Raw genomic sequence first — 17,435 nt, 5'->3', positions numbered from 1 at the left:
CCGTCCACGGCCCGCATTCGGCTCAGCCGCGCGGGCCCCTCCGGGGTGGCGGCGGCCCTTCTTCCTCCGGCGGCGACGACGGCGATGGGGGCGACGGCGATGGGGGCGACGGCGATGGGGGCGACGGCGATGGGGGCGGCGAGTGCGGAAGTGGTGGTGGGGGAGGAGGCGGTGGCGGCACGGGCCATCCGCCCTTGCCGGACCCGGGCCGCCCCCGCGGACGAGGCGGCACCGGGGGCCTGAGCGGCCCCACCATCGTCGGCGCCCCGGACAAATCGTCCGGCAGATCATCCTGCCGATCGCCCGCCCGTTCGTCCGGCGGCTTCAGATAAGGGTTGGTCCCGTCCGGCGACCCCCGGTACGGAGTACTCGGCCGATACGGCCCTGCCTCCTGAGGCGGGACGGGCCGGACGGGCGGGACGGGCGGGACGGCGCCGTCCCCCGGCGCCCCGTCCTCCACCCGCCCCTCCGGCTCCACGCCACCCCCGCCCAGCGCAGCCGGAGCGGCTCGCAGGCCCGCCGCCCCCGCCCCGTAAGCGAGCAGCGCCCCCACCGCTCCCGCCCCCGCTCCCCAAGCGGCCCCGAGCAGGAGTGCCATGCCGAGATGTCCGTGCAGCTCGATCCCGGCCCCGAAGGCGTCGAAGCCGAGTACGGACAGCGAGGCGTCCGCCGATACGTCCGTCAGCCGCACGAGCAGCGGCAGGCCGAGCGCCGTGACGGCCCCGAGCCGCAGCGCGCACCTCCCGGCGAAGCCGACGACCCCCATCGGCTGCGACCCGGGCCCGCCGGTCACCGCAGGTGTCCGTACGGGGTCAGCACGCCCGCGAGCACCATCATCAAAACCATCGCGAAGGCCAACAGCCATACCCTGCCGTCCAGTTCGGCAAGACGGCTCAGCGTCACCGGTTCGTCCGCGCGCATCCGCAGCAGCTCGTCGACCGGATGGGGAAGGGCCTGCGCGAGTGCGCCCGTCGCCTTGCCGTCCCAGGGGACGAAGAGGCCGAGGGGAATGCCGAGCCACACCCCGTTGGGCGCCCCGAGCAGCGCGGCGCCCGCGATCCGCCGCGGATGGTCGTCGCCGATCGTCGCGTACGCCGCCGCCGCGAGCCCCGCGGCGACAGCCACCAGTAACACCGTGACCAGCGACGAAGCAGCGGGACGGACGACCCGGTGCAGCGCGTCCAGGGAGCGCGGGAGCGGAGTACGTCGCGACGCGAGCAGCGCGATCAACAGGACGCCGATCACCCACGCGGCGCCGCCCAGCAGTGAGGCCCCGGTCTCGACGGTGAACCCTACGGTCGCCTTCGCGTCCACGAGACCGCCGATGTGGTCCGGCAGGAGCCCTCCGAGGTCAAGGCCGCCCGGCAGCTTGTCCTTGATGCCGCCCGGCAGATCCCCGTCCGGTATCCGGTTGAGCCCGAGCTTCCCGCCGTCAATCGTGATGAGGTCGTGACCAGCCCAGGCGAGCCCTGCGAGCATCGCCAGAAACAGCGCGACCACGCTCCCCACGCGCACCGCGAGTTCGGCCGGCGTGACCTCAACTCCCGCCCCACGCAGGGAACGCAGGAAGAACCAGCTGAGCAGCAGCGCGCCCGTGAGACCCACGCCGAGCGGCGCGATATCGATCGCCGTGTGAGCCTGCGCACCCTCCAGTCCAAAGGCTGAGACGTCTCCCGAGGGCGTGACCTTCCCACCCGCCCCAAGTGCCACCACAGCGGCCGTCATCGGGCCGAGCGGGCCCGCGGAATCCGCACCGAGCAGATGGAGGCCGGCCGCGGCGACCGCCGCCATCCCGATGAACGCCCAGCTCACGGAGGCGACCGCGGAGAGCAGTACGTCCCCCCAGCGCACGCCCTCGCGCCCGCTCCGCCGCACAACGGTCTCCATCAGGGCCTCCCGATCCATGCCTTGATGTATTGGATGTCCCATTCGCGCATGATCCGTGGGCAGTTGTGGGTTCTTACTACTCTCCGGGGCTGTTTCTGCGCCGTCAACGGGGCGGGCGCGAAGGCGCGTAGGCGGTCTTCACAAGGCCCGCCGCAAGGCCCGACTTTCGGTCAGGGGGCTCCGCCTGAAATAGTTCCCCACGATGTTCGACATCCCTAGACTCCCCAAGATGGGGGCTAGCTCGGGGGACAACTCAGTGGGGCATGGAGTGCCGGAACTCGTACTGGAATTGAATGGAAGGACCTGGACGCTCGACCCGTCCAGGCCATACACCCTCGGACGTGATCCGCAGGGGGACGTCGCGATCGACGATGCCAGGGTTTCCTGGCGACACGCCACGATCAGCTGGGGCGGCCGGAGTTGGGTCATCGAGGACCACGGCTCCACCAACGGCACGTTCGTGCAGGGCCAGCGGATCCATCAGATGGAGATCGGCCCGGGCTCGACGCTGCACCTCGGCAACGCGACGGACGGTCCGCGGGTCAACCTCTCGGGCAGCGCCTCCGGCGCGGCCGTGCCCGCGGCCCAGCAGGCCCAGCAGCAGGCACCGGTCCAGAAGCAGCAGGGCGGTGACCCCGGCTGGGCGCACAACGCGCCGCCGCAGCAGCAGGTGCCCGCCCAGCAGAGCTGGCAGCAGCCGCAGCAGGCGCAGAACTTCCCGCCGCAGCAGGCGCAGAACATCCCGCCCCAGCAGGGGCCCGGCGGTGTCGCGGGGGCTCCGCCGGTCTACGGCGACCGCAGCCCCACCACGTTCCACCAGCTGGCCCTCGGCCGGGTGATGCGGATCGGCCGTGCGCTCGAGAACGAACTGGTGGTCTCCGACCTCCAGGTCTCGCGCCTGCACGCCGAGTTCCACGCGACGCCCGACGGCCGCTACGAGATCCGCGACCTCGGCTCGCACAACGGCACGTACGTCAACGGTATGCCGATCGCCAAGGGCGGCTCCGCGCTGCTCGGCCCGAACGACATCGTCGGCGTCGGCCACTCGACGTTCCGCCTCGTCGGCGACCGTCTCGAGGAGTTCGTCGACACCGGTGAGGTCTCCTTCTCCGCCCGTCATCTGACGGTGACGGTCGACGGCGGCAAGGACATCCTCAAGGACGTCTCCTTCGGCGTCCCGGAGAAGTCGCTCATCGCGGTCATCGGCCCCTCGGGTTCCGGCAAGTCCACCCTGCTCAAGGCGCTCACCGGCTACCGGCCCGCCAACAAGGGAGACGTGCTCTACGACAACCGGAACCTGTACAAGCAGTTCGCCGAGCTGCGTCAGCGCATCGGTCTGGTCCCGCAGGACGACATCCTGCACAAGGAACTGACCGTCAAGAAGGCCCTCAAGTACGCGGCCAAGCTGCGCTTCCCCTCGGACACCAGCGAGCAGGAGCGCGAGCAGCGCATCGACGAGGTGCTGCGCGAGCTCAAGCTGGACATCCACAAGGAGAAGAAGGTCACCTCGCTCTCCGGTGGCCAGCGCAAGCGCGTCTCCGTCGCCCTGGAGCTGCTCACCAAGCCGTCGCTGATCTTCCTGGACGAGCCGACCTCCGGCCTCGACCCGGGCATGGACCGCGACGTCATGCAGCTCCTGCGCGGCCTCGCCGACGACGGCCGCACGGTCCTCGTCGTCACGCACTCGGTCGCCGAGCTGGCGATCTGCGACAAGCTTCTGGTGATGGCGCCCGGCGGTTCGGTGGCGTACTTCGGTCCGCCCGAGGAGGCCCTGAACTTCTTCGGCTACAGCACCTGGGCCGACGTCTTCTCCGCCTTCGAGAACTACCGCGACTACGACTGGGCGGGCCGCTGGAAGGGCTCGCAGCACTACCAGATGTACGCCGCGGACATCGACGCCGTCGCCGCACAGTCCGTACACATGCCGCCACCGCAGGCGATGAAGCCGCCCAAGCCGCAGGGCTGGGGCTCGCAGCTGTGGACCCTGATCCGCCGCTACACGTCGGTGATCGCGTCCGACAAGGGCTTCCTGGGCCTGATGGTGATCCTGCCGGCGGTCCTCGGCGTCGTCAGCACCGTGATCCCGGCCGACTTCGGCCTGGGCCCGCCCAAGCCGCCGTCCCGCTTCAACGGCGACGCCGGCACGATCATGCTGATCCTCGCGGTCGGCATGTGCTTCTCGGGTGCGGCCAACTCCGTACGTGAGCTGATCAAGGAACGCGTCATCTACGAACGGGAGCGGGCCACCGGCCTCTCCCGCTCGGCGTACCTGATGTCGAAGGTGATCGTCCTCGGCGTCGTCACGGCCATCCAGGGCGTGATCATCTGCGCCATCGGCTTCTTCCCGCGCGACCTGCCCGCCGAGGGCCTGATGATGCCGCCGGCCGTCGAGCTGTGCATCGTGATCATCGCGCTGGGCTTCACGTCGATGATGTTCGGCCTGGTCATCTCCTCGCTGGTGAAGACCGCCGAGAAGACGATGCCGCTCCTGGTCATGTTCGCGATCGTCCAGGTCGTCTTCACCGGCATCCTGTTCCAGGTGTACGGCTCGCCGGGCCTGGAGCAGTTCGCCTGGCTGATGCCGTCGCGCTGGGCCATCGCCGGCGCCGGTTCGACGCTGGACCTCGCGCACCTCATGCCGCCGTGGGACCAGGCGCACCCGAACGACCTGGACCCGCTGTGGGAGCACTCGGTGAGCCAGTGGGGCATCAACCTCGCGATCCTGATCGCGCTCGGTGTCATCTGCGGCTTCGCGGTCGCGCGCCTGCTGCGCCGCCACGAGCCCGAGGTCATGCGCAAGTAGCGTGACCCGCGCACGGATGAAGGGCGGCACCCCGCACGGGGTGCCGCCCTTCGGCGTTCACAGAAACCCTGAGGTCCAGGGAGAGTCTCAGTAAGCGCTGTTCACGTTGTCCATCGAGCCGTACTTGTCCGCGGCGTAGTTCGCGGCGGCGGTGATGTTGGCGACCGGGTCGTAGATGTTCCACGAGGTACCGGGGACGTGGTACGCGGTGAAGGTCGGCGGGATGACCTGCAGCAGACCCTTCGAGGGGATGCCGTTGATCGCGTTGATGTCCCAGTTGTTGATCGCCTTCGGGTTGCCGGAGGACTCGCGGATGATGTTGCGGTGCAGGCCCTCGTAGGAGCCGGGGATGCCCTTGGACTTCATGATGGCCAGGGACTCGCGGATCCAGCCGTCCAGGTTGTTCGCGTAGACGGGCTTGCGGGCGGCGGCGCGGCTGGCGGCCTCCTTGACCGCACGGTCCTTCTCGGCCTTCGCCTTGGCGGCGGCCTCAGCCTTGGCCTTTGCAGCTGCGTCGACCTTCGCCGCGGCGCTCTGCGTGGCCTTCAGCTTGGCGGCCGCGTTCTTGGCCTGCTGGTCGGCGGTGGCCAGCTGGTTGGTGACGCTGGCGTGCACGTCCTTGATCTGGGGCTTGCCGGCGGCCACCTCGAAGGCCACCGGAGCCGCCGAGATCGTCTCGGCCTCCGCGGTGGAGTTGCCCGGCACCAGCGTGAACGCGAGGGCAGCGGCGCCGAGCGTGGCGATACCGGCGATCGAGTACTTGTGGGTCTTCGTCAGGGGACTATGACCGGAGAAGCTGAGCTTGGGCATGGAGGACCTCTTCGAATCGGGGAAGTCGCTCACCGGTCCAAAGCAGGACCGCTCATGTTTCGGTCATGAACGCTGTGGGTATTGAGGCCCACGCTGTCGAGCAACGAGAGCCATTGTTAGCGGCCGCAAAATTCCGTGGCAATCATGTGACGTACGAAGCCAGGTAGTGGATCAGGCCCCCCATCGAGGTCCGTTTCGCCCCTCCTGCCCCGGTGTCGCCGCCCGCAGCTCATTCCTAGCCGCCTTCGTACGTGACGTACGTCCTATGCGCGGGCTCACATCGGGCACGTAGCGAACTCACCATGCGTTGCCACTGCAACGCGCTACGTGACCGGATTCATCGGTAAGTATGAGGTTGACGTCCCCAAACTCATGCCACAGGTAAAAATGTCCCAATGCTTCCGTATATGTACTGGTAATTGCCTCGACTCCAGCGATGGCCTCCAACATCAGCAGATGTGAGGCCTCAGGCTCGTGCAGCCCTGTGAGGAGCCCGTCCACCACTCGCACTCCCCGCTCGGGCGTCACCACGAGGTCCGTCCAGCCCGAGGCCGCCCGCACCACCCCGTCGGGCCCCGCGGCCGACTCCACGGCCCGTACGGCCGTCGTACCGACCGCCACCACTCGCCCGCCCCCGGCCCTCGCCGCGTTGATCAGCCGCGCCGACGCCTCCGGTACCTCGAACCGCTCCGGATACGGCGGCTCGTACGACTCCGCCGACGCCACCCCCGTATGCAGCGTGATCGGCGCGAACTGCACCCCCCTGCTGACCAGCTCTGCCACAAGCCGCGCCGTGAACGGACGCGCCGCACTCGGCATCTCCGCACTGCCCGCCCCGTCGGCGTACGGCAGCGCGAACACCGTCTGATAGACGGAGAGCGGCTGATCGCGCTCCGTATAGGAGTAGCGGATGGGTCTGCCGTGGCGCCGCAGCAGCGCGGGCACGTCCCCCGCGACCCGCACCCACCACAACCGCGCCCCGCCGCCCGCCAGCGGCTCCTCCCAGATGAGACGTACGCCCCCGGGGAGCACAGCCGCCGTCCCCTCCGGACCGCCCGCACGCGGGCGCGTGGTGCCATGTCCGTCCGGGTCCCGCAACTCGACGGCCCAGCGACCGTCATCGCCACGCGTGGAGAAGTGCACCACCACGCGCGCGTGCCCGATCCGCCCGTCGACCGCCGCGGCCAGCGTCGGCGACGTATTGACCACGAGCAGATCCCCGGCTCGCAGCTCTCCCGGCAGCTCGGCGAAGTCCCGGTGCGTGACGTCCGTGCCGCGCGAAACGAGCAGCCGCACCGCGTCCCGGTCCAGGCCGGGCCCACGCTGCTCCGCCGGCACCCGGGCCGACAGCTCCTCCGGCACCCGCACCGCGACGGTCACCGTGCATCCAGAAGAAGAGAGGGGGCGGCATACCGCCCGCTGTCCGGCCGCTCGTCGAGCAGCCGCAGGAACGCCGGCACCACCGTCTCCGGCAGCGGCCTGTCCGAGTCGTCGTCGAGGGGCGCTGCCGCCCGGTAGAGGTCCGTGCGCATGTCGCCCGGATCCACCGCCCACACCCGCAGTCCCGGCTCCTCCACCGCGAGGACCGCGGACAGCTGGTCGAGCGCGGCCTTCGAAGCGCCGTAACCGCCCCACGTCTCGTACGCCTCCGCCGACGCGTCCGAGCTCACCGACACGACCGCGCCCCCGGCCGCCCCGCGCAGTAGCGGCAGCGCCTCCTGCACCAGACCGAACGCCGCCACGACATTGACCTCAAGGGCACGCCGCAGGCCCTCCACCGGCAGGGCGTCAAGACGCACCAGCGGCTCGGCCCCCAGCGCGCTCGCGTTGTTCACCAGCAGATCGAGACCCCCGAGACCGCGCGCCGCCGCCACCAGCTCCGCGCGGTGCGCCGTGTCCGTGACATCCCCCGGCAGCGCCTCCACCCTTGTCCCGTACTTCCCCGCCTCGTCCGCCGCCTCCCGCAGCACCGCCCCGGACCTGGCGTCGAGCACCAGATCCCAGCCGCGCCGCGCGAGAGCCACGGCGAGCGCGCGACCGAACCCCTTCGAAGCCCCCGTGATGATCGCCACCGGCATGACATCCGTCCCCTCGGGCCCGTCGGGCCGCCCTATTGCCTACGTGCTTCGATCCGCCTCCAACGTAGGAACCGACCCGCCCCCGGCGCCTCGTCCGCGGGCCGCACCTCACGAGGGCCCTTCGCCCTACGTCCACCGGACCAGAAGGCGGCCGCCACAGGCCCGATACGCGCTGTCACACCCCGCCGGTACCTTGAGGTCATGAGTCACGGCCCACGATCCGGCCTCTCCGCGGTGAGTTCCGCGCTGCTGGCCATGAGCAGACACCTCGAGGTGCGCGACGTCCTCAAGACGATCGTCGCGTCGGCCCGCGAGCTGCTCGACGCCGAGTACGCGGCCCTCGGAGTGCCGGACGACCACGGAGGCTTCGCCCAGTTCGTCGTCGACGGCGTGAGCGACGCGCAGTGGAAGGCCATCGGCCCGCTCCCGCGCCAGCACGGCATCCTCGCCGCGATGCTGCGCGACGCGAAGACCGAGCGACTGGGCGACGTGCGCGAGGACCCGCGCTTCGAGGGCTGGCCGTCCGCGCACCCCGACATGTCCGACTTCCTCGGCCTGCCCGTCCGGGACGGGGACGAGGTCATCGGCGCCCTCTTCCTCGCCAACAAGAAGTGCCCGAAGCCGCAAGGGTGTTGCGGCTTCACCCTGGAGGACGAGGAGCTGCTGACGATCCTCGCCCAGCACGCGGCCATCGCCCTGACGAACGCCCGCCTGTACGAGCGCAGCCGCGAACTCACCATCGCCGAGGAGCGCTCGCGCCTCGCCCATGAACTGCACGACGCCGTAAGCCAGAAGCTCTTCTCCCTGCGCCTGACCGCCCAGGCCGCCGCGGCCCTCGTCGACCGCGACCCGTCCCGCGCCAAGGGCGAGTTGCAGCATGTGGCCGAGCTGGCCGCCGAAGCCGCCGACGAACTGCGCGCCGCGGTGGTCGAGTTGCGCCCCGCAGCGCTCGACGAGGACGGCCTGATCGCCACGCTGCGCACGCAGATCCAGGTCCTCGACCGCGCCCACTCGGCCCACGTCACCTTCGACTGCGGCGGCATCCGTGCCCTGCCCGCCGCCCAGGAGGAGGCCATGCTCCGCGTCGCCCAGGAGGCGCTGCACAACGCGCTGCGCCACTCGGGCGCCGAGCACGTCCGCGTGACGCTCGACAAGCGAGGCCGCGGAGCCGTCCTGCGCGTCACCGACGACGGCAGCGGTTTCGAACCCAAGGCAGTCCGGCACGCGGGACGCCACCTCGGCCTGGTCTCGATGCGCGACCGGTCCAGTGGCGTCGGCGGCCGTCTGACGGTGGAATCGGAGCCCGGCAAGGGCACCACGATCGAGATGGAGGTCCCCGGTGGCTGACAACAGGATCCGGGTGCTGCTGGTCGACGACCACCAGGTCGTCCGCCGCGGGCTGCGCACGTTCCTCGAGGTCCAGGACGACATCGAGGTCGTGGGGGAGGCGTCCGACGGCGCCGAGGGCGTCGCCCTCACCGAGGAGCTGAAGCCCGACGTCGTCCTGATGGACGTCAAGATGCCCGTCATGGACGGCGTGGAGGCCCTGCGCAAGCTGCGCGAGCTCGCCAACCCCGCGCGCGTGCTCATCGTCACCAGCTTCACCGAGCAGCGCACCGTGGTCCCCGCCCTGCGAGCGGGCGCCGCCGGGTATGTCTACAAGGACGTCGACCCGGACGCCCTGGCCGGCGCCATCCGCTCGGTGCACGCCGGGCATGTGCTGCTCCAGCCGGAGGTGGCCGGCGCCCTGCTCTCGCAGGAGGAGACCAATGGCGGGCAGGGGAGAGGCAATTCCCTGACCGAGCGGGAGCGCGAGGTGCTCGGCCTGATCGCGGACGGCCGCTCGAACCGCGAGATCGCCCGCGCCCTCGTCCTCTCCGAGAAGACGGTCAAGACCCATGTGTCCAACATCCTGATGAAGCTCGACCTGGCGGACCGCACCCAGGCCGCCCTGTGGGCCGTACGCCATGGGGCGGCCGGCTGAACCGTGCCGCGGCTGCGGGAGGGTGTGCGGCTCCGCCGGGCCGGAATTGGGGGGACGGCAATTCGGATGGTTGCGTTCCGGGCTGAGATTCATACTGTCGTGTGTATGTCCCCCGGATGGCGCATCCTGCGCGAGGCTCCGGCGTTCTCCAGTGCGTGCTGCGGCGGCTCGTCGCAGTGATCGCCTAGGAGGGTCAAGAAGTGAAGAAGCTGAAGAGGGTCGCGGCCGTATCGATGGTTGCCGGTGGGCTCGTCGCCGCCGGTGCCGGTATGGCCTCCGCCACCGACGCGCACGCGGACGGCCAGGCCGTGCACTCGCCGGGCGTCGTCTCTGGGAACGTGATCCAGGCTCCGGTCCACGTCCCGGTCAACGTCGTCGGCAACACCGTGAACGTCATCGGTGTGCTCAACCCGGCCTTCGGCAACCTCGGCGTCAACCACTGACGTACGCCTCAGGTCCACCAGTGACCACCGGCCCCCGGGTGTCCCGGGGGCCGGTCCCGTTTCCGGCCCGGCCGGGGGCCAGTTGATCCGTACGTGCGCGTCGCCGACCCCGCCCTGACCGTCGCCGTCGCGGCTCTCGCCGCGGGCGCCGGTGTCGGAGCCGCTTTCGCGGGCGCGGGCGCCGACGGCCAGGCGGCCAACTCCCCGGATGCGGGCTCGGGCAACTGACACACCCCCAGGAAGGGCCCCCACGGACACAGATCCGCGGGGCCCTACCGGCGAGTCACGCGACCCCGGAGCGGCCTGCGCTGCGGCGCCCCCAACTCAGGCTCGTGTGACGCCGCTACCGAGCTCCGGCGCTCCGGCGTCCCCGACTCCGGCGCCCCGGCACGCATCTGGCTCCCGCGCACCGACGCTCTGCGGCCCCGCCCCAACGCGCAACACACCTCACCGCCCCCCGTGCTCCCGCTCCTCCACGAACGCGTTGTACGCCGCGACCTGCGCCCGACGGGCCGTCCGCTCCACCGGACGCAGCGCCTGTGACCGCGCCGCCATCTCCGAGGCACTCATGGCCCCGCCGTGCCCGCTCTCGTGCGCCACCGAGATCAGCAGCCCGACGCGCTGCGCCAGCTCCAACACCCTTACCGCGCGCGGCGGATAGCCCGGCGCGAGGACCTCGCGCCCCCGCTCCGCCCGCGCCCGGTACGCGTCCACCGCCGCCTCGGCCACCGGCCCCGACCCGGCCACGTCGAGCCGCGAGAGCACGGCCGTCGCGTCCCGCAGCGCCTCCGCGAGCTCCCGCTCGGCCTCACTGAGCGAGGGCACATCCGCAGGGGGCGCCTCCCGCACGGGAAGGCAGTGCCACAGGACGTCGACATGGACGTCGCCGGCGGGCCCGGCCTCGTACACCTCGGGCACGAGCCCGAGCGCGGCCCCCTGGCACACGACGGCCTCCTCCGCGTCGAGGGCGCGCGCATTGAACTCGGGAGGGCCGCTCAGGCCCAGCGGGTGGCCCGGCGCGGGCAGCGCCACCCGCAGCCCCGTCGCCCCCAGCGTGCGCAGCCGCCCCAGGGCGAGCGTCAGCCCCACCGGCGCCGACTCGCCGGGCAGCCCCTCCACCCGGTGCACCGCATCCTCACCGACTATGGCGAGCGCGGCGTCATCAGGAGAAACAAACCCGGCCAAAAGGGCATTTCCCCATGAGGCCAGCCGACCTGAGCGTGGTTCCGAAAGCATGGGCCCCACCCTAAAGACCGGCCGATGGATTGGACCGGTCGACCGGTGGCGTAGGTTTTCCCATGGGGATGCGTCCACAAGGCGCACGCGACTGCCGAGACTGCAATGGGAGACAACGCGCTCATGAGCGATGTACTGGAGCTGGTGGACGTATCCGTGGTCCGCGAGGGCCGGGCTCTGGTGGACCAGGTCTCCTGGTCGGTCAAGGAGGGTGAGCGCTGGGTCATCCTCGGCCCGAACGGCGCCGGCAAGACGACCCTCCTGAACGTCGCCTCCAGCTACCTCTTCCCCAGCCAGGGCACCGCCACGGTCCTCGGCGAGACCCTCGGAAAGCCCGGCACCGACGTCTTCGAGCTGCGACCGCGCATCGGTGTCGCCGGCATCGCGCTCGCCGAGAAGCTCCCCAAGCGCCAGACCGTCCTGCAGACGGTCCTCACCGCCGCGTACGGCATGACCGCCGGCTGGCACGAGGACTACGAGGACATCGACGAGCAGCGCGCCCGCGCGTTCCTCGACCGCCTCGGTATGAGCGACTACGTGGAGCGCAAGTTCGGCACGCTCTCCGAGGGCGAGCGCAAGCGCACCCTGATCGCCCGCGCCCTGATGACCGACCCCGAGCTCCTCCTCCTCGACGAGCCCGCCGCCGGTCTCGACCTCGGCGGCCGCGAGGACCTCGTACGACGCCTCGGCCGCCTCGCCCGCGACCCGATCGCCCCCTCGATGATCATGGTCACGCACCATGTCGAGGAGATCGCCCCCGGCTTCACGCACGTCCTCATGATCCGCCAGGGCAAGGTCCTCGCCGCGGGCCCCCTGGAGCTGGAGCTGACCTCCCGTAACCTCTCCCTCTGCTTCGGCCTCCCGCTCGTCGTCGAGCAGCGAGGCGAGCGCTGGAGCGCGCAGGGCCTCCCGCTGGGCTGACCCGGCGCGGGCCGCCCCCACGGCGCCCTGTCCCCGGAGGTAACCCCGGTCCTACCATGACCATGTGGCAGACATCGACGCATGGGTGTGGTGGCTGATCGGGGCGGCCGCGCTCGGAATCCCCCTCGTCATCACCGCGATGCCCGAATTCGGCATGCTATCCGCCGGTGCCGTCGCGGGCGCCGTGACCGCCGGTCTCGGCGGCGGGATGGTGATGCAGGTCCTTGTCTTCGCCGCGGTCTCGGTGGGGCTCATCGCCGTCGTACGGCCCATCGCGGCCCGCCACAGCGCCCGACGACCCGTGCTCGCCACCGGAATCGAGGCCCTGAAGGGCAAACAGGCCGTAGTCGTCGAACGCGTCGACGGCAGCGGTGGCCGCATCAAGCTGGCCGGAGAGGTCTGGTCCGCCCGCTCACTCGACGATTCCGCGAGCTACGAGCCGGGCCGTCAGGTCGACGTCGTCGACATCGAGGGAGCCACCGCGATCGTTGTGTGATCATGGTGCCTGATCGGGGAGGTGGCTTGAACTCCCCACGCTGCAGGGCCCGTTCTGACAGACTCGACCAGCAAGATCCTCAAGATCTTCCGGCGGGACCCGCCGGAACGACGACGGCACGAAGGGCACGGGAGACGCGATGTCAGCGATCATCATCGTCCTGATCATTCTGGTGGTGCTGGTCTTCATCGCCCTGATCAAGACCATTCAAGTCATCCCGCAGGCAAGCGCGGCCATCGTCGAACGCTTCGGCCGCTACACCCGCACACTGAACGCGGGCCTGAACATCGTCGTCCCGTTCATCGACTCGATCCGCAACCGGATCGACCTGCGCGAACAAGTCGTGCCCTTCCCGCCCCAGCCGGTGATCACCCAGGACAACCTGGTGGTGAACATCGACACCGTCATCTACTACCAGGTGACCGATGCCCGCGCCGCGACCTACGAGGTCGCCAGCTACATCCAGGCCATCGAACAGCTCACCGTCACCACCCTGCGCAACATCATCGGCGGCATGGACCTCGAGCGGACCCTGACCTCCCGCGAAGAGATCAACGCGGCCCTGCGCGGCGTCCTCGACGAGGCCACCGGCAAGTGGGGCATCCGCGTCAACCGCGTCGAGCTCAAGGCGATCGAGCCGCCCACCTCCATCCAGGACTCGATGGAGAAGCAGATGCGCGCCGACCGCGACAAGCGCGCCGCGATCCTCACCGCCGAAGGTATCCGCCAGTCGCAGATCCTCACCGCCGAAGGTGAGAAGCAGTCCGCGATCCTGCGCGCCGAAGGTGAGGCCAAGGCCGCCGCCCTGCGCGCAGAGGGCGAGGCCCAGGCCATCCGTACGGTCTTCGAGTCCATCCACGCCGGTGACGCCGACCAGAAGCTCCTCGCCTACCAGTACCTCCAGATGCTCCCGAAGATCGCCGAGGGCGACGCCAACAAGCTCTGGATCGTGCCCAGCGAGATCGGCGACGCACTCAAGGGACTCTCCGGCGCCATGGGCAACTTCGGCCCGATGGGCGGCGGTTCGGCCCCCGCGGGCGCCGAGCGCCGCGAACAGCCTCCCATCGACTGACCCGACTGACCCGACTGACCGCCCCGCACACGAAGAGGCCCGCCCCGGCACCCCGGAGGCGGGCTTTTCCGTGCATCACCGCGTCCCGGGCTACGCCGCCGTACGCGCCAGCCAAGCCGGCAGCGCCTCCCGCTCGGACTGCCCGAGCGTCAGCAGCATCGCGTCGGCGGGCGTGGGCTCGAACGGCTCCCGCAGCAGCGGCATCCCCGCCTGCTCCGGAGTCCGGTCCGCCTTGCGGTGGTTGTCCTCCGCGCACGAGGCGACCGTATTCAGCCAGGAGTCCGCACCCCCGCGCGACCGCGGCACCACGTGGTCCACAGTCGTCGCCCGCCGCCCGCAGTACGCGCACCGGTGCTGGTCACGCACCAGCACACCCCGCCTCGACCACGGAGCCTGTCTTCGGAAAGGCACCCGTACATACCTGCAGAGCCTGATCACCTGCGGCACCGGTATGTCCACGGCGGCCGCACGCACACGGAGTCCGGGGTGGGCCCGCTCGACGACGGCCTTGTCCTGCAGCACCAGCACGACGGCCCGGTTGAGCGTCACCGTCGACAACGGCTCGAAGCTGGCGTTCAGTACCAGCGTGTCCCGCATCTCGCCCACCTCCCGTACGTCCCCGGCCCACCCCCGTGGCGGGCTTGGATCAACTCTGGCCGGGCGCGCCGAGATGGACAACGCAATAAAAATGCCCGCCCCCGATCACTTCCATGACCGGGAACGGGCAAACAGACGATGAACGCTAGCTATCCGCGGAAGCCGCGTACTCAGCGATCACCTGCGCACGCGCCAGCGTGTGAAAGCGCAGGTTGAACCCGACGACAGCCGGCGAGGCGTCCGAGTCGGGACCCAGCTTCTCCTGATCCACCGCGTACACGGTGAAGACGTAACGGTGGGCCGGGTCACCGGGCGGCGGCGCGGCGCCCCCGAAGTCCTTCGTCCCGTAGTCGTTGCGCACCTGCACCGCACCGGCGGGCAGCCCCTCGAACTTGCCGCTGCCCGCGCCGGCCGCCAGCTCGGTCACCGAAACCGGGATGTCGAACACGGTCCAGTGCCAGAAACCACTGCCCGTGGGTGCGTCCGGGTCGAAACATGTCACCGCGAAGCTCTTCGTCTCGGCGGGGAAGCCCTCCCACCGCAGCTGTGGCGAGGTGTTCCCGGCCGCGTAGACCTGAGCGTCCTTGAGTACCGCGCCCGCCTCGAAGTCCTCGCTCACCACCGTGAACGACGGCACCTGCGGATGGAAGTCATGGGGAAGCGGCGGCCTCTTGAGGTCGGTCACGTCGGCACCTCCTGATCGGCGAAAACTCTCGGTGCCGAGCCTATGCCCCGCCGGGCCGGCAGCGGACGGCGCCGCCACCGGCCGACGCACGGGGATCAGAACCAGTTGCGCTTGCTACCGACCTCGGACAGCCACTGGTGCAGATACGCCGACCAGTCCGTCCCCTGGAAGTCGTTGTGCCCGACGACGAACGACCGGAAGGTGTCACTGCTCTCGCTGAAGAGCCCCGGCTTCTTGTCCATCTCCAGGACGACGTCCATCTCGCGGTCGTCCGCCACGAAGCTCAGCTCGACCTGGTTGAGCCCGCGGTACTGCTGCGGCGGGAAGAACTCGACCTCCTGGTAGAAGGGCAGCTTCTGCCGCGTCCCCCGGATGTGTCCGCGCTCCATGTCAGCGCTCTTGAACCGGAAGCCCAGCCCGATGAAGGCATCCAGGATCGCCTGCTGCGACGGCAGCGGGTGCACGTTGATCGGGTCGAGGTCACCGGAGTCCACGGCGCGCGCGATCTCCAGCTCCGTCGTCACACCGATGTTCATGCCGCGCAGCTGCTGCCCGTCGATCGTCGTGACCGGCGTCTCCCACGGGATCTCGAGCCCGAACGGCACCGCGTGCACCGCGTTCGCCTGCAGCTGGAACGCCCCGCCGAGGCGCAGCTTCGTGAACTCGATGTCCTGCTTGGTCTCCTGGTCGGCGCCCTCGACCTCGACGCGCGCCTGCAGACCGACCGACAGACCCTCGATGTCCTGGTCCACGGACCCGCCCTGGATCCGCACCTCACCCTGGACGACGCCACCCGGCACCACATTGACCTCGGTCAGCACCGTCTCGACCGACGCACCGCCCGCACCGAGACTCGCCAGCAGCCGCTTGAACCCCATGACTCCACTCCTCCCCGTGCCACACCCGTGGCCCGTGTCTTCCTGTCGCGATCCTTGATCTCTACCAACGCGATAGACCGGTGACCGGTTCCGCGCGGCTCACCCTGGCAAGCAAAGAAGCCCGAGGGCTACCCGTCCACGCCGATTCGCCGCAGTTCTCCGTCACTTCTCCGTTGGACTACGCTCGTCCGCCATGATCGCGGCCCCTGACCGTACGCCCCTCCCACGGGAGTTCTTCGACCGGCCTGTACTGGAGGTCGCTCCCGATCTCCTCGGGCGCGTCCTCGTCCGCAACACCGCGGAAGGCCCGATCGAGCTACGCCTCACAGAGGTGGAGGCCTACGACGGCCCGAACGACCCCGGCTCCCATGCGTACCGCTCCCGCACCGCCCGCAACGACGTGATGTTCGGTCCGCCCGGACACGCGTACGTCTACTTCACCTACGGCATGTGGTCCTGCCTCAACCTGGTGTGCGGCCCGGAAGGCACCGCGAGCGGGGTCCTGCTCCGCGCCGGCGAGATCACGAAGGGCGCCGACCTCACGCGTAAACGTCGACTATCGGCCCGCAACGACAAGGAACTGGCCAAAGGGCCGGCGCGCCTGGCCACGGCCCTGGACGTGGACCGCGCACTGAACGGCACCGACGTCTGCGCCTCCCCGGACTCCCCGCTCGCGATCCTCTCCGGCACCCCCACGCCACGCGACCAGGTACGGAACGGTCCGCGCACGGGCGTGGCCGGCGAGGGCGGCGTCCACCCCTGGCGCTACTGGACCGTCAACGACCCGACGGTGAGCCCATATCGGCCGCATACGCCACGCCGTCGTTCAACTTGACTGGCCCCTGGTGGATCCGTAATGTAGCCCGAGCCGCTTGACCCGGTTACGGCAATCTGCCAGCAGCCGAAGGCGGCCAAACCACTAGCTACGACTTCCCCTCGGCGGGGGCCTATTCGGCGTGCCTGTATGCCCGAATTTGAATCCGCGGGACTCGATTATGAGGCCCAAGGGAAATCCGCTAACGTAGTGGACACGCCGAAAGGCAGCCGAAAGGCAAAGGCCCCCAACGGCCACCGGAAATGAATTCCGAACCGGAAACGGAACGGAAAACGGATCTGGTAGAGTCGGAAACGCAAGACCGAAGGGAAACTGCCCGGAGGAAAGCCTGAGAGAGTCTCTCGGGTGAGTACAAAGGAAGCGTCCGTTCCTTGAGAACTCAACAGCGTGCCAAAAGTCAACGCCAGATTGACAACCCCGGCCCATCTTTGGTGGGTTGGAGGTTCCTTTGAAAAAGTCCTCACTCCGACACCGGGGTGGGGCAACACTAGCGAGGACGCAGTGAATCGTGGGGATTATTCCTCCCGGCGGTTCCGCTCTCGTGGTGTGGTCCCGATTACGGGAAAACATTCACGGAGAGTTTGATCCTGGCTCAGGACGAACGCTGGCGGCGTGCTTAACACATGCAAGTCGAACGATGAAGCCCTTCGGGGTGGATTAGTGGCGAACGGGTGAGTAACACGTGGGCAATCTGCCCTGCACTCTGGGAC

General features: G+C 69.8%; 16 protein-coding genes, 1 rRNA gene and 1 pseudogene (1 of these 18 only partly in view). 10 read left to right on the top strand and 8 right to left on the bottom strand.

The annotated features are described in order from the left end of the window. Positions 1-22: 22 nt before the first annotated feature. Positions 23-1,905, bottom strand: a pseudogene (locus ACY0PA_RS11455) (streptophobe family protein). Between the two features lie 250 nt (positions 1,906-2,155). Here ACY0PA_RS11455 and ACY0PA_RS11450 point away from each other — a divergent pair. Continuing rightward, on the top strand, positions 2,156-4,690 hold the full coding sequence (locus ACY0PA_RS11450) for an ABC transporter ATP-binding protein/permease (RefSeq protein ID WP_473084523.1): 2,535 nt from the start codon (positions 2,156-2,158) through the stop codon (positions 4,688-4,690). 87 nt (positions 4,691-4,777) lie between these two features. On the opposite strand, the gene ACY0PA_RS11445 is transcribed toward ACY0PA_RS11450, so the two are convergent. The 3 genes from ACY0PA_RS11445 to ACY0PA_RS11435 all read right to left on the bottom strand — a co-directional run bounded on the left by ACY0PA_RS11445 (position 4,778) and on the right by ACY0PA_RS11435 (position 7,578). Beyond that, positions 4,778-5,500: a transglycosylase SLT domain-containing protein gene (locus tag ACY0PA_RS11445; RefSeq protein WP_473084522.1), complete on the bottom strand. Its 723-nt coding sequence runs from the start codon at positions 5,498-5,500 to the stop codon at positions 4,778-4,780. A gap of 297 nt (positions 5,501-5,797) precedes the next feature. Next, positions 5,798-6,880 (bottom strand): S-adenosylmethionine:tRNA ribosyltransferase-isomerase, encoded by a 1,083-nt coding sequence (locus tag ACY0PA_RS11440; RefSeq protein WP_473084521.1) that lies wholly within the window; start codon positions 6,878-6,880, stop codon positions 5,798-5,800. Next, positions 6,877-7,578 carry an SDR family NAD(P)-dependent oxidoreductase gene (locus ACY0PA_RS11435; protein ID WP_473084520.1) on the bottom strand — a complete coding sequence of 234 codons (702 nt, stop codon included), beginning with the start codon at positions 7,576-7,578 and terminating at the stop codon, positions 6,877-6,879. Before ACY0PA_RS11435 ends, ACY0PA_RS11440 begins: the two co-directional genes overlap by 4 nt. Positions 7,579-7,779: 201 nt before the next feature. Between ACY0PA_RS11435 and ACY0PA_RS11430 the strand changes: the two genes are divergently transcribed. The 4 genes from ACY0PA_RS11430 to ACY0PA_RS11415 all read left to right on the top strand — a co-directional run bounded on the left by ACY0PA_RS11430 (position 7,780) and on the right by ACY0PA_RS11415 (position 10,233). Continuing rightward, positions 7,780-8,925: a GAF domain-containing sensor histidine kinase gene (locus tag ACY0PA_RS11430; RefSeq protein WP_473084519.1), complete on the top strand. Its 1,146-nt coding sequence runs from the start codon at positions 7,780-7,782 to the stop codon at positions 8,923-8,925. Further along, positions 8,918-9,562 (top strand): response regulator, encoded by a 645-nt coding sequence (locus ACY0PA_RS11425; protein ID WP_100592532.1) that lies wholly within the window; start codon positions 8,918-8,920, stop codon positions 9,560-9,562. Before ACY0PA_RS11430 ends, ACY0PA_RS11425 begins: the two co-directional genes overlap by 8 nt. 200 nt (positions 9,563-9,762) lie before the next feature. Continuing rightward, the gene (locus tag ACY0PA_RS11420) at positions 9,763-10,005 is read left to right on the top strand and encodes a chaplin (RefSeq protein ID WP_100592533.1); all 243 of its coding nucleotides are present in this window, start codon (positions 9,763-9,765) and stop codon (positions 10,003-10,005) included. Positions 10,006-10,098: 93 nt separating this feature from the next. After that, positions 10,099-10,233, top strand: a complete 135-nt coding sequence (locus ACY0PA_RS11415; RefSeq protein ID WP_473084518.1) for a hypothetical protein — start codon at positions 10,099-10,101, stop codon at positions 10,231-10,233. 219 nt (positions 10,234-10,452) lie between these two features. Here the strand turns inward: ACY0PA_RS11415 and ACY0PA_RS11410 are convergent, their stop codons facing one another. Then, positions 10,453-11,241, bottom strand: a complete 789-nt coding sequence (locus ACY0PA_RS11410) for a hypothetical protein (protein WP_473084517.1) — start codon at positions 11,239-11,241, stop codon at positions 10,453-10,455. Positions 11,242-11,346: 105 nt separating this feature from the next. Between ACY0PA_RS11410 and ACY0PA_RS11405 the strand changes: the two genes are divergently transcribed. From ACY0PA_RS11405 to ACY0PA_RS11395, 3 genes are all read left to right on the top strand, one after another. Continuing rightward, positions 11,347-12,162 (top strand): ABC transporter ATP-binding protein, encoded by an 816-nt coding sequence (locus ACY0PA_RS11405; RefSeq protein ID WP_473084516.1) that lies wholly within the window; start codon positions 11,347-11,349, stop codon positions 12,160-12,162. A gap of 64 nt (positions 12,163-12,226) precedes the next feature. Then, positions 12,227-12,658 (top strand): NfeD family protein, encoded by a 432-nt coding sequence (locus tag ACY0PA_RS11400; protein ID WP_473084515.1) that lies wholly within the window; start codon positions 12,227-12,229, stop codon positions 12,656-12,658. Between the two features lie 139 nt (positions 12,659-12,797). After that, the gene (locus tag ACY0PA_RS11395) at positions 12,798-13,730 is read left to right on the top strand and encodes an SPFH domain-containing protein (RefSeq protein WP_100592537.1); all 933 of its coding nucleotides are present in this window, start codon (positions 12,798-12,800) and stop codon (positions 13,728-13,730) included. A gap of 90 nt (positions 13,731-13,820) precedes the next feature. On the opposite strand, the gene ACY0PA_RS11390 is transcribed toward ACY0PA_RS11395, so the two are convergent. The 3 genes from ACY0PA_RS11390 to ACY0PA_RS11380 all read right to left on the bottom strand — a co-directional run bounded on the left by ACY0PA_RS11390 (position 13,821) and on the right by ACY0PA_RS11380 (position 15,890). Next, the gene (locus tag ACY0PA_RS11390; RefSeq protein WP_473084514.1) at positions 13,821-14,327 is read right to left on the bottom strand and encodes an HNH endonuclease; all 507 of its coding nucleotides are present in this window, start codon (positions 14,325-14,327) and stop codon (positions 13,821-13,823) included. Between the two features lie 145 nt (positions 14,328-14,472). Then, entirely contained in the window at positions 14,473-15,012 is a 540-nt protein-coding gene (locus ACY0PA_RS11385) for a YbhB/YbcL family Raf kinase inhibitor-like protein (protein WP_473084513.1), read from the bottom strand. Positions 15,013-15,107: 95 nt separating this feature from the next. Next, positions 15,108-15,890 carry a sporulation protein gene (locus ACY0PA_RS11380; RefSeq protein WP_473084512.1) on the bottom strand — a complete coding sequence of 261 codons (783 nt, stop codon included), beginning with the start codon at positions 15,888-15,890 and terminating at the stop codon, positions 15,108-15,110. Positions 15,891-16,083: 193 nt separating this feature from the next. On the opposite strand from ACY0PA_RS11380, the gene ACY0PA_RS11375 reads away from it, so the two are divergent. Both ACY0PA_RS11375 and ACY0PA_RS11370 read left to right on the top strand, forming a co-directional pair. Continuing rightward, positions 16,084-16,725: a DNA-3-methyladenine glycosylase gene (locus ACY0PA_RS11375; protein WP_473084511.1), complete on the top strand. Its 642-nt coding sequence runs from the start codon at positions 16,084-16,086 to the stop codon at positions 16,723-16,725. Between the two features lie 569 nt (positions 16,726-17,294). After that, positions 17,295-17,435: ribosomal RNA gene (locus ACY0PA_RS11370) — 16S ribosomal RNA — on the top strand; it runs 1,387 nt beyond the window's last position.

The organism is Streptomyces sp. DS1-CR2, from assembly GCF_055760475.1.
The sequence above is the reverse complement of the archived record's forward strand: the minus strand, read 5'-3'. Positions and strand labels throughout refer to the sequence as shown.